The following is an 11,966-nucleotide window of genomic DNA, read 5'->3' on the forward strand; positions in this document are numbered from 1 at the left end:
ACGATGGCATAGGAGCTGCCGGCCTTCATGAACTCCATCTTCTGCGGCGTGAAGGCGGCAGCGACGTCGACCAGTTCCTTGCCGTTTTCGTCGCGCAGCTTCTTGCCCTTGGCATCGAGCGTCAGGACGGTGCCGGTATCGACCGCAAATTTCTGCTCGAGGACCGGGTTGCCATCGTTGTTCAGGATCGGCTTGCCGTCCGCGTCGAGCTTCTTGACCCAGTTCTTGAGATTGACGCCGATGCCGCCGGTGACGTCGACGGTGGTCGCAAAAATCGGCGAGATGCCGTTGGTGCCCGCGACGATCGGCGCGAAGTTGACGAAGGGTACATAGGGGCTGGACTGCTTGCCGGTCCACAGCGCCACGTTGTTCACACCGGACATGCGCGACGAACCCACGCCCATCGTGCCCTTCTCGGCGATCATCATCACGCGCTTGTCGGGGTGCTGCTTCTGCAGCGCCACGATTTCCTGCTGCGCCTGCGGCGTCATCATGCACTGGCCGTGCAGCTCACGGTCCGAACGCGAATGTGCCTGGTTGCCGGGTGACAGCAGGTCGGTCGAGATATCGCCTTCGGCGGCGATGTAGGTCACGACCTTGATCTCGTCCTCGACATCCGGAAGCTTGGTGAAGAACTCGGCCTTGGCATAGCTCTCGAGCACGCCCTTGGCGACGGCATTGCCCGCCTTGAAGGCATCGCGCAGCCGGAACATGTCGGCGTCGTAGAGGAAGAACTGGGTCTTCAGAACTTCACCGGCCTGCTTCGCCAGCCCGGCATCACTGCCGAGCGTGACGTCGAGCAGCACGCCGATCGAGGGGCCGCCCTTCATGTGCGACAGCAGTTCCAGCGCGAAGGTCGGCGTGATTTCCGGGACGATCGCCTCACCGAGGATAATCTCCTTCAGGAAGGCGGCCTTGACGCCTGCGGCGCTCGTGGTGCCCGGCAGAGTGTTGTAGATGAAGAATTTCAAGGCGTCGGCGCGGTATTCGCTGCCGGTGTCCTTGATCAGGGCGATGATTTCGCCGGTGAGCGCGCCGTCGTCGATCGGTTTGGGAGCGAGGCCTTGAGCTTTTCTGCTTTCGATTTCAGCGAGGTAATCTGAATAGAGGCTCATCGTCATCCCAACGTCATGAGGTGGTTGACGCTGGAAACGCAGCGCCACCAACCGTTATTGTTAAAACCGGTCTAAAGGCGAATTCGGCTTCGAGTACGTCAATCGCGACCGACTGACAAGATACCGCATCGCAGTAAAAATAGCCCTTTAGATTCAGCATTCAACGGTCAAAACATGACGGCAGGCATGCTGGCCGGGCTGAAATGCCGGTTCTCACCCGACCTGTCGCAAAGAAGCTCTCCGAAGACACGTCCGAAAGGTCGGTCTGACCCGCCACCGTCAGCAAATTGGTGGTCGGCGACCCGCCGCGCGTCAGTCGCCCGATATGGACAGCCCCGCGAGCAACGGCGCGTAGGCGGCGAGCCTTCCGGACACGAACTCAGTAAAGAGCCGCACGCGCTTCGTCTTGCGTGTCTCCCCCTGTGTGAGAAGCCAGAGCGTGCCATGCATGTGCAGGCCGGTGCCCGGCACCCTCACCAGCAGGGGATCCGCATCTCCGACGAAGCACGGCAGTACGGTCATTCCGAGCCCTTGCCGGACTGCAGCGATCTGCGCCTCGCCATCCGTGGTTCTGAACGGAACCCCTGTGGTGCGAACTTCACTCTCCCGGGCCCAGTCCGGGATGCCATGGCTGCTGATGACGATCCATCGGATCGGATCAGGCGCACCCGCTTGCCACGCGGCCAGTCGGTCGCGGGAGATGTAGACGCCACCGAACAGATCCGCGCCCTTCAAGCCATGAAGATTGAGCGGCAGGGTTTTGCGGTCGTAGACGACGCGGATTGCCACGTCGGCCTCTCGGTTGGTCAGATTTGCCAGCTCGCCGGACGACAAGATTTCCATCTCGATGTCCGGATGCAGACGCGCGAAATCGGCGAAATCCGGCATCAGCAGATGTGTCGCAAGGGTCGGTGCCAGCGTCACGCGCAGAAGACCGCGCACGCTTTGGTCGCGCCCGAAAACGCGCGTCTCCAGCAGATGTGACGACGCTTCCATCTGGTCCGCGAATTCGAGAACCTCCTCGCCCGCAGCCGTCAGGCGATAACCCGAAGGCAGCTTTTCGAACATTTGGACCCCGAGGCGTTCCTCAAGCTGGGCAATGCGTCGCAGCACGGTCGCGTGGTTCACTCCGAGGCGCTCGGCGGCAGCCCGCACCGAGCCTCCGCGCGCGACGGCAAGAAAGTATCGAACGTCGTCCCAGTCGATCATGGTGCAATCCCGCACCATCAGGTGCGCCTTCCAGAGCCGGTGTCTAACACATCGAACAGCAATACGGGTGCTCATCATAGCCTGCACTGACGAGCAAGGCTTCAATTCCGGACGCGGACGCCGATCGTCGCGGCTGACGTCAATCGTCGATCCGGATCGATTTTGCACCACCGATGTGCGCGCTTCCGCACTCAACGCCTGACTCCGGCGGACCTATGTCGAGGTTCTCGGGGGCATCCCCGAACGACCAAACACGGAGTCTGAAGGAGAAGTTATGGGAAAGCTTGACGGTAAGGTTGCAGTCATCACGGGCGGATCGAGCGGCATGGCGCTGGCGAGCGCCAAGCGGTTCGTTGAAGAAGGCGCCTATGTCTTCATCACGGGCCGGAGGCAGGAGGCGCTCGACGAGGCGGTGAAGCTGATTGGCCGGAACGTGACCGGCATACGCGGCGACGCGGCCAATCTCGACGACCTCGACCGCCTGTTCGCTACGGTCAAGCGCGAAAAGGGAGGGATCGACGTGCTGTATGCGAGCGCAGGCACGGGCGAAGCCGTCCCGCTGGGCGAGATTACCGAGCAGCATTTCGATGCGACCTTCGGCCTGAACGTGCGCGGTACGCTCTTTACTGTTCAGAAGGCGTTGCCGCTGTTCAACGATGGCGGATCGATCTTCATGACCGGGTCGGTTGCGTCGCTCAAAGGTTTTCCCGGCTATAGCGTGTATGCGGCGAGCAAGGCGACGCTGCACGCATTCGCACGCGGATGGCTCAACGAACTCAAGAGCAGGAATATCCGGGTGAACGTGCTGCACCCCGGGCCAATCGCCACACCGATGCAGGATCAGGTTCTCACGGAAGAAGCGAAGCAGATGTTCGCATCCCTGATCCCGCGGGGAACGATGGGTCGCCCTGAGGAAATTGCGGCGGTCGCGCTGTTTCTGGCTTCAGACGATTCAAGCTTCGTGAATGGGCTGGCGTTGTCTGTCGACGGCGGCTTCTCGGCGATCTGACCGCACCACGTTCACCACAGGGACCTCTACGCGGGCGCCGCGGCAGACCGAATAACCCGGCGCCCCCGAAGGCCGTGAATCACTATCAAAACAAATCGGAGAAGATGATGAGCTACGCAATTATAGGATTCGGCAAGATAGGCCAGGCGCTCGCCCACGCCTTCGCCCGCAAAAACATCGACGTGACCGTCGCGAGCCGCCGCCCGCCCGAGGCATTGGCGCCGCAGGCCCGGGCGATTGGACCCGGGGTCGCCGCCAGGTCGCTGCGGGAAGCAGTCGAGGCCGACACGATCATCCTGGCGGTCCCGTTCGGCGAGCATCGCGAGGTTGCGCAGGCCCTACCGAGCTGGGAAGGCAAGACGGTCATCGACGCGATGAACCTGTTTCCGGGCCCCGACGAGCCGGACGGTCTCCCGGGCTCCGCGGTCGTCGCGAAGGCATTCACCGGCGCCAGGCTCGTCAAAGGTTTCAATCATCTGGGCGCAGCCACACTGGCGACCGACCCGGTGGTCGCGGGTGGCCACCGGGTCGTCTTTCTGTCTGGTGACGACGAGGACGCGATCGCTCCCGTTGCGGATTTGGCCAAGCAACTCGGCTTCGCACCCGTCAAGCTGGGAAAGCTCAACGAAGGTGGCGCGCTGGTGCACGCACGCGGCCGCACCTGGGGCCAGCTCATCTTCCAGGATTTGTTCAAGAAGGAACAATAATCGATCGACGACCGCGTGATCGACGCCGAGAACTGGTCGCGCGCGCGAACTTCTGCGAGCCGCGCGCGACCGAACCAACGCTGCTGATTCACAACGATTTCTTCCAAGAAATTGTTTGTTAGGTTTCGCTACCTATCGCAGACGATTGGCCTTCCGTCGAGGCTTGCGAGCGCAATTCGCTTCGCAAGATATGATCCTGGCTGATCCGATGGTAGCTAAAGGTCAAGCTCGCCGTCGCGGAGTTTTCGGTCACGTTCTGAAATTTCGGCATCGTCGGCTGGGAATATCGTTGCCATGCCTTCATTAGCTGCCCTTATCTGAACCTCATCGACAAAGGCCTGCAGTTTGTCGTGATAGTCTTGAAAGGCGGCGGTGTAATCGGCGCCGTGCCGTTCCAACGCTTCAGCAAGCCGTCCCGCCCCGATGATCGCCATCGAGCCGCCCATGCCTGCCACCGGTGATACGCAATAGCCTGCGTCACCCACGAGAGCGACCCGCCCTTTCGACCAAAACGGCATCCGAATCTGGTTGATCCTGTCGAAGTAAAAATCGTCGTCGGTGTCTACATGCGTCAGGGCGGCCGGCACCTTCCAGCTTAGCCCGTCGAAATGGTCATGGATCATCGCTCGCTGCTGCGCGCGATCGAGGTAGTCGTATTCGATTTCGCCCTCGGTGCGAAACGCGAGGCCAATGTCGGTTCGATCGTCGTAGCCGTTCAGCATTGCCGTTCGGCGTGGCACGCTGAACACCTGCGATACATTGGACGGTAATATACCCGTCACCGGCACGACCTTCAGATAGACATAACCTCCCATGAAGTAAGTGAAATTCTTCTCAGCGCCGAACACCAACTTCCTCGTGTTGGAGCGATTGCCGTCGCAGCCAAACACTAGGGCATAGGTGCGCAGCGTCCCGTCATCCAACGTGACCGTGACGCCTTCAGGACCATCGTTGAGCTGTTTGATCGACCGGCCGAACAGCAACTCGACCGATCCATCAATCCCCGCGAAGAGGATTTCCAGCAGATCATCACGGTGTATCTCAAACCGGGTGCGCGGCGGCGCATCTGGGCCGCTTTCAAGACCAAAGCTGCCAAGCGTGTGATCCTGAGCGTCCTTGAACTCAAACGTACGCGGGGGCAGCGCCTTGGCTCGAACAGCATCGAACATGCCCATGCGTTCGAGAATGCCAACGGTCTCGCCCTCGATGTCGACCGGCGTCCCGCCTTTGCGAAGCCCGCTTGCAACCTCGACCACCGTGACCCGGTAGCCCAGTCGGTTGAGCCAATAAGCCGTCGCCAAGCCCGCGAAGCTTGCGCCACTAACCAGCACAGGGGCGTCGGAAGGCGTGTGAGGATTCTGGACGGAAACAGGTTGGTCGACCATAGAAGACTCCATGGGAGATGGATATTTAAATATATTAAGTCCCAATATATACTGAGTATATTTAAGGGCAAGACCTGATGGACGAAAAAATCGACCGACGCACGCGCAAGCGTTTGGCAACCCGCCAGAGCATCTCGGACACGGCGACCCGTCTATTCCTTGAGCGGGGCTTCGATTCCGTAACGATCGACGAAATCGCTGCAGCTGCTGACGTGGGCCGTATGACAGTTTTCAATCATTTCCCCCGGAAAGAGGACATGTTCTTCGACCGCGAGGAAGAGATTCAGGCGTTGGCCTTCGACGCTATTCGCAAACGTGGGCCCGGCGTCTCGCCGATCGAAGCGACCCGCAAACTGGCGCATGACCTTGTTACGCAGGATCATGAGTTTGTGATGCTGTCCGGAGACACGAGTTGGTTCATCAAGACGGCCATGGCCAGTGAGGCGCTCAAGGCGCGCGCGCGGGAGATGCGAGACGATTTTACCCGCGCATTAGCAATCGTGTTGGCCGATGCCAGCAACCAACCAACTGGTGATCCGAACGCTCATCTTGCAGCCGGACTCATCGTATCGACCTGGAACGTCGCCTTCAGTGAAGCGCAGAAACTCTTTGATTGCACGCGCGACGCGGGCGAGGCGAAGCGGTGCTTCCTTGCGGTAATCGACCGCGGGATCGCCGGGGCAGTCGCAGCCCTCGCAAAGACTGCTTACGCTTGATTTGGCCACATTTATCGAGCCTCGCGGCGAGAAGCGATGAGATTAGACTGGAGACGAACGGGGATCGGCTACGCCCTTTAGCGTGTCTTCCTCTTACCCTACTCCCACTCAATCGTCCCGGGCGGCTTGCTCGTGATGTCATACACCACACGGTTCACGCCCTTCACCTCGTTGATGATGCGCGTCGCCGTCTCGCCCAAGAACTTCATGTCGAACGCGTAGAAGTCGGCGGTCATGCCGTCGGTGGAGGTCACGGCGCGCAGGCCGACGACGTATTCGTAGGTGCGGCCGTCGCCCATCACGCCGACGGTCTTCACCGGCAGCAGCACGGCGAAGGCCTGCCAGATCGTGTCGTAGAGACCGGCCTTGCGGATCTGATCGATATAGACCGCGTCGGCTTCGCGGAGGATGTCGAGCTTCTCCGGCGTGATCTCGCCGGGGCAGCGGATCGCGAGGCCAGGACCAGGGAACGGATGACGGCCGACGAAGATGTCCGGCAGGCCAAGTTCGCGGCCGAGATCGCGGACCTCGTCCTTGAACAGTTCGCGCAGCGGCTCGACCAGCTTCATGTTCATGCGGGCCGGAAGTCCGCCGACATTGTGATGCGACTTGATGGTCACTGAAGGCCCGCCGGTGAAGGACACGCTCTCGATCACGTCGGGATACAGCGTGCCCTGCGCGAGGAAATCCGCGCCGCCGATCTTCTTCGCCTCGGCATCGAACACGTCGATGAACAGACGGCCGATGGTCTTGCGCTTCACTTCGGGATCGGTAACCCCCGCGAGTTCGCCGAGGAACGTCTTCGACGCATCCACATGCACCAGCGGGATATTGTAGTGGTGCCGAAACAGGTCGACGACGGTCTTGGCCTCGTCCTTGCGCAGCATGCCGTGATCGACGAATACGCAGGTCAGCTGATCGCCGATCGCTTCATGGATCAGCACGGCCGCCACAGCGCTATCGACGCCACCTGACAGACCGCAGATCACCTTGCCCTTGCCAACCTGCGCGCGGATCTTCTCGATGGCTTCCTCGCGGAAGGCGCGCATGGTCCAGTCGCCGGTGAAGCCGGCGATGTTGCGCACGAAGTTGCGGATCAGTTTCGCGCCGTCAGGCGTATGCGCCACTTCGGGGTGGAACTGCATCGCATAGAATTTTCTGGTGTCGTCGGCGATGATCGAGATCGGCGAGCCTGGCGCCTTGGCGACGGCGCGAAAGCCGTCGGGCATCTTGGTGACGCGGTCGCCATGGCTCATCCAGACGTCGTATTTGCCACCCACTTCCCACACACCGTCGAACAACGCGCAGGTGTCGGTGATCTCGATAGCGGCGCGGCCGAATTCGCGGTGATGGCCGGCTTCGACGGTACCGCCGAGCTGCTGCGCCATGGTCTGCTCGCCGTAGCAGATGCCCAGCACCGGCACGCCAGCGGTGAGGATCGACAGCGGCGCCGCGGGCGCGTTGTCGTCGAGCACCGAAGCCGGACCGCCTGACAGGATCACGGCTTTCGGCTTCATCTCGGCGAAGGCAGCCTCCGCCTTGTTGAACGGCACGATTTCCGAATAGACGCCCTCCTCGCGGACGCGCCGCGCGATCAGCTGCGTCACCTGGGAGCCGAAATCGACGATCAGAATCTTGTCATGCGCCGCGGCCACATGGGGTGACGGATCGGCGGGCGAAACGGAGGTTTTGCTGGGGGCTGTCATAGCGAGGAATTACGCGACAAGGCGCGCATCGGCAACTGTCGAAACGACTGGCGCCCATGCTTCTCCACTATCTGGACAACCCAAAATAGGTAAGTATTATTGACCTAAATACATCAGGGGAGGAATAAATGCAAGCCACACCTCACGACATCGCCCACCTGACCACCCTCGGCCACGAATGGGTCGCAGCCTGGAATGCCCGCGATCTCGACCGGGTTCTCGCGCTCTATGCCGAGGACTGCGAGATGACGTCGGAGGTGATCGTGCGGCTCGGCGTCGATCCGAACGGCACGGTGCGCGGCAAATCCAACCTGCGCGCTTATTGGAGCAAGGCGCTCGCCAGCCTTCCCGACCTGCATTTTGACCTGATCGAGATCTTCACCAGTCCCGATAGCGTCATCGTGTTCTACAGCAACCAGCGCGGCGCGCAGATCTGCGAATATCTGCGCCTCGATGCAGCCGGGAAAATCGTCCAGGGCTCCGCCAATCACCTCGCGCATTGAGCCCGGCTGAATCTCGGTCGCAGGATGGGCGGAGCGCAGCGAAACCCATCACTCCCGCGGGCAGATGGCTTTCGCCGGCCCGCGCTCACGCGCAGGCTGGCTCTACCCCATCCTACGGCGCCATCGCTCGCTTCAAAACACTGACGAAAAACCCGTCCGTTCCCGTCTTCCGCGGGGTCATCAGCAGGCCGTCGGAGCTCTGATACGTCGCCGCCGCGAAATCCTCCGACTTGCCCCACACCACCGACATCACCTGCTCCGGCGGCACCACGGAAAACTCCGGCTGGCGGGCGGTAAAGGCGCGGATCTGGTCGCGGTTTTCCTGGGGGAGCACCGAACAGGTCACATAGGCGATCCGGCCGCCCGGCTTCACCAGCGCCACCGCACGATCCAGCACCTCCTGTTGGTCCTTGATCCGGACCTCGAGGGCGCCGGGCCGCATCCGCCACTTGGCGTCGGGATTGCGGCGCCAGGTGCCGGTGCCGGTGCACGGCGCGTCGATCAGCACCAGATCGGCGGAGTTGTGGATGTCGGACAATGTGTCGTCCGGCCCCTTGGGCGTGCGGATATCGGCATTGTGGACGCCAGCGCGCGACAGGCGCTCGTGGATCGGCGCAAGCTGGCGCTTGTCGGCGTCCGTTGCGATCAGCCGGCCCTTGCCCTGCATCATCGCTGCCAGCGCCAGCGTCTTGCCGCCGGCGCCTGCGCAGAGATCGATTACCTGCTCGCCGGGCCTGGCGCCGGACAGCAGCGCCGCAAGCTGCGACCCCTCGTCCTGCACTTCGATCGAACCCTTGATGAAGTCCTCCTCGGCATGGATGCCGGGATTGCGCGCATCGGCACCGAGATCGATCCGCAGGCCCAGCGGCGACCACGGCGTCTCCACGGCGCCCAGATGCCGGAGCGAGCCCAGCACCTTCTCGCGCTTGGCCTTCAGCGTATTGACGCGCAGGTCGAGCGGCGCACGGCTGGCCATCGCAGTTGCTTCCGCGACGCGGTCGTCGCCAAACACCTCGGCCAGATGGCCGTCGAGCCATTCCGGATAATCGCCGGCAATATGCGCCGGAGCATCTGCCACCGTGCGCGACGCCAGTGCCGAGCGCTCCGCGTCGGACAGCGGCTCCGGCGCAAAGCGGCTGCCATCACAGAGCGCAGCAATCGTATCCACGTCCATCTGGCGTTCGGCCTTCAGCATGCCGAGCACCCGCGCGCGTGAGGTGTCGTCATCCATGATCCAGGCGCTGGACGCCCGCCGCCGCAGCACGTCCCACACCAGCCCGGAAATCCCGGCCCGGTCGCCGGAGCCGGCGAAGCGGTGCGCGGTGCCCCACTCCTTCAGCGCCTTGGCGGCGGGGACACGCTGGGTGTCGATGGCCTCGATCACTTCGATCGCGGCGGAGAGGCGTGCGGCGGGAGTCATGGCAATCTTTCGACGGAGAGAGGCGCGACGCCGCCCCCGATCAGATCAGAAGAAGCATCCGTAGCGCGAAGTAGAACCACATCGCCAACAACACAAGCGCGCTGGCGAGCCAGGCCTGCGATCCCCGGCTATTGGCGATGAATCCGGCGCCCACGAAGCGGGCGATCACGAACACCCAGGACAGGCAGACCAGCACCAGGTCGATCTTGCGCAGCGGCAGGCCGATGGCGATCAGGCTGTAAAACAGCAGATCGAGCTGCGGAGCGGTATTCGGCAAGTCGCCGGCATCATTGCGGCTCAGAACGCCGCCGCGCCGGCCGGTCCAGAAGAACATGCCCAGCGTAATCGCCACCAGCACGAAGACCGGTAACAAAACCCATTGAATCGACATTGAAATTTCCTCAGCCACTGAGGGTTCAGGGCCGCGCGGCACCCGCTCGCGCTACAGACCCGCCCCCTGGAACATGACGATTAACCGGCCCAAGAGTTCCGTCCCGGTTCCATGCCGGCCCCATCTCGGGTTCCATTGAACCGGCTGGGCGGCCCTCGACACCCATTTGCAGGCGCTGCCCGGCGGCGCACCACCCTCAAGAGTTCTGCCCGCGAGCCCTGCCATGGCCTATCTCGATGACCTCTTTGCAATGCTAACGCCCGGCGACCCGGACAGTTGGGCCGGACTCACCATGTCGGCGCTGGCCGGCGCCGCTGCGGCCCTGGCCGTCGCCGTCCTGCTGACTCTCTATTTCCGGGCCCGGTATCGCTCGGTCCATGACGTGGTCCGACATGGCATCGCCACCCTCGCCGTACTGGGCCTGCTGGCCTTCGCCGCCACCGACATGCGCCACACGGCGCTGGGCTATCTCGGCATCAATCCGACCAGGCCCGCCGTCGAGTTTGAAATCCGCCTGCCCGATGCCGTCGCCGCGAAGATCAACGCGGAAGCCACGCAGATCGAGCTGCATACCGACCGCAATCAGGCGCTCGCGGCCATCAGCGAAGGCCCGACTTTCACGAGCAAAGGCGAGAGCATTCTCAAGGGTACGGTGCCGCTGAAATTTCGCACCACACAGCGCGTGATGATCGTGAATGTAGCCGGCGAAACACCGCTGATCTTCAAGCTGCGGCTCGCCGCAAGCCCGAGCCATCAAGCTGAATTCAGCCCGTGGCATCTGGTCGATCAGGCGATCGCCTCAGCCAGTGCGGGCAAGACGGTCCGCACCGACGACGGCTATGCGATCAGGTATCGCGTGATCTAACCTTTTGGTCGCGCGAGCCATCTGACTGACATCCGAGACGGCTACACTCCCCGCCAAGGAGTTCCCGCCATGTCCGAATTCCGCTTGATCCAGATCACCGATACGCATCTCAGCGCAGGCTTTCCGCAATTCGTCGCAAATTTCCAGCGCGTCAGCGCGTTCATCGACGCGGCAAAGCCAGACCTCGTCATCAATAGTGGCGACGTTGCCTTCGACGGTCCGGGCCATCCCGATGACCTGGCCTTCGCAAAATCACAGCATGACGCACTATCCATCGCCTGCCGCTACCTGCCGGGCAATCACGACATCGGCGACAATCCGACTCTGGTTGCCCCGCCGCCAGGCCAGCTGATTTCCGAGCAAAACCGGCAGGTCTTCGTGTCCGTCTTTGGTCACGATCACTGGCGCTTCAACGCGGCCGGCTGGTGTTTCATCGGTCTGAACTCGTTGATCATGAATAGTGGGCTCGCCTGCGAAGAGGAGCAGTTCGACTGGCTCGCCTCGCAACTGGCGGGCCTGAACGGACGACCGCTGGCGCTGTTCATCCACAAGCCGCTCTTTCTCAATGCCCCGGACGATCCAGAACTGGCCGCGACGTCGATCCGCTATGTCCCGATGCCGGCGCGCCGCCGACTCATCGACCTGCTCGACCCTGTCGATCTGCGGCTCGTCGCCTGCGGCCATGTGCACCAGCGGCGCGACTACAGATGGCGCAGCACCCGGCACATCTGGGCGCCCTCGAGCAGTTTCATCATCCGTCCGGAGGACAAGCAGGAAACGATCGGCGTCAAGGAAGTCGGGCTCGTGGAATACAGTTTCCGGCCCGGCGGCTTTGAAGTCCGTCACAGCCGCGCGCCGGGGCAAACCGATATCGATCTGTTCACCGTCATCACTGCGGACGGCACAGCGCGCCCGCAGTAACGAGGACCTGAAAGGCGTG

General features: G+C 62.3%; 11 protein-coding genes and 1 pseudogene. 6 read left to right on the forward strand and 6 right to left on the reverse strand.

Features of this window, described 5'->3' with window-relative positions; all coding sequences use genetic code 11:
* Window positions 1–1,115, reverse strand: a pseudogene (locus ACEK02_RS24890) (bifunctional aconitate hydratase 2/2-methylisocitrate dehydratase); the annotation flags it as partial.
* A 312-nt stretch (window positions 1,116–1,427) separates the two neighbouring features.
* Window positions 1,428–2,324 carry a LysR family transcriptional regulator gene (locus tag ACEK02_RS24895; RefSeq protein ID WP_371424172.1) on the reverse strand — a complete coding sequence of 299 codons (897 nt, stop codon included), beginning with the start codon at window positions 2,322–2,324 and terminating at the stop codon, window positions 1,428–1,430.
* A gap of 274 nt (window positions 2,325–2,598) precedes the next feature.
* On the opposite strand from ACEK02_RS24895, the gene ACEK02_RS24900 reads away from it, so the two are divergent.
* Together ACEK02_RS24900 and ACEK02_RS24905 are read left to right on the forward strand one after the other, a co-directional pair.
* Entirely contained in the window at window positions 2,599–3,333 is a 735-nt protein-coding gene (locus ACEK02_RS24900) for an SDR family NAD(P)-dependent oxidoreductase (protein WP_371424173.1), read from the forward strand.
* Between the two features lie 107 nt (window positions 3,334–3,440).
* Window positions 3,441–4,040, forward strand: a complete 600-nt coding sequence (locus ACEK02_RS24905) for an NADPH-dependent F420 reductase (RefSeq protein WP_371424174.1) — start codon at window positions 3,441–3,443, stop codon at window positions 4,038–4,040.
* A 215-nt stretch (window positions 4,041–4,255) separates the two neighbouring features.
* Here ACEK02_RS24905 and ACEK02_RS24910 read toward each other — a convergent pair whose 3' ends face one another.
* Complete coding sequence (locus ACEK02_RS24910) at window positions 4,256–5,425, reverse strand: FAD-dependent monooxygenase (RefSeq protein WP_371424175.1); 1,170 nt, start codon at window positions 5,423–5,425, stop codon at window positions 4,256–4,258.
* Window positions 5,426–5,502: 77 nt separating this feature from the next.
* On the opposite strand from ACEK02_RS24910, the gene ACEK02_RS24915 reads away from it, so the two are divergent.
* Entirely contained in the window at window positions 5,503–6,141 is a 639-nt protein-coding gene (locus ACEK02_RS24915) for a TetR/AcrR family transcriptional regulator (protein WP_371424176.1), read from the forward strand.
* 98 nt (window positions 6,142–6,239) lie between these two features.
* Here the strand turns inward: ACEK02_RS24915 and guaA are convergent, their stop codons facing one another.
* On the reverse strand, window positions 6,240–7,847 hold the full coding sequence (guaA, locus tag ACEK02_RS24920; RefSeq protein WP_371424177.1) for a glutamine-hydrolyzing GMP synthase: 1,608 nt from the start codon (window positions 7,845–7,847) through the stop codon (window positions 6,240–6,242).
* 128 nt (window positions 7,848–7,975) lie between these two features.
* Between guaA and ACEK02_RS24925 the strand changes: the two genes are divergently transcribed.
* Window positions 7,976–8,350: a nuclear transport factor 2 family protein gene (locus ACEK02_RS24925; protein WP_371424178.1), complete on the forward strand. Its 375-nt coding sequence runs from the start codon at window positions 7,976–7,978 to the stop codon at window positions 8,348–8,350.
* 112 nt (window positions 8,351–8,462) lie between these two features.
* On the opposite strand, the gene ACEK02_RS24930 is transcribed toward ACEK02_RS24925, so the two are convergent.
* Window positions 8,463–9,770 carry an RsmB/NOP family class I SAM-dependent RNA methyltransferase gene (locus tag ACEK02_RS24930; RefSeq protein WP_371424179.1) on the reverse strand — a complete coding sequence of 436 codons (1,308 nt, stop codon included), beginning with the start codon at window positions 9,768–9,770 and terminating at the stop codon, window positions 8,463–8,465.
* Window positions 9,771–9,810: 40 nt separating this feature from the next.
* On the reverse strand, window positions 9,811–10,161 hold the full coding sequence (locus ACEK02_RS24935) for a hypothetical protein (protein ID WP_371424180.1): 351 nt from the start codon (window positions 10,159–10,161) through the stop codon (window positions 9,811–9,813).
* A 223-nt stretch (window positions 10,162–10,384) separates the two neighbouring features.
* Here ACEK02_RS24935 and ACEK02_RS24940 point away from each other — a divergent pair, with 223 nt between their 5' ends.
* Together ACEK02_RS24940 and ACEK02_RS24945 are read left to right on the forward strand one after the other, a co-directional pair.
* Window positions 10,385–11,026: an acriflavin resistance protein gene (locus ACEK02_RS24940; protein WP_371424181.1), complete on the forward strand. Its 642-nt coding sequence runs from the start codon at window positions 10,385–10,387 to the stop codon at window positions 11,024–11,026.
* A gap of 69 nt (window positions 11,027–11,095) precedes the next feature.
* The gene (locus ACEK02_RS24945; protein WP_371424182.1) at window positions 11,096–11,947 is read left to right on the forward strand and encodes a metallophosphoesterase; all 852 of its coding nucleotides are present in this window, start codon (window positions 11,096–11,098) and stop codon (window positions 11,945–11,947) included.
* The last annotated feature ends 19 nt before the right edge of the window (window positions 11,948–11,966 follow it).

This window comes from Tardiphaga sp., from assembly GCF_041424195.1.
Taxonomy (GTDB): domain Bacteria; phylum Pseudomonadota; class Alphaproteobacteria; order Rhizobiales; family Xanthobacteraceae; genus Tardiphaga.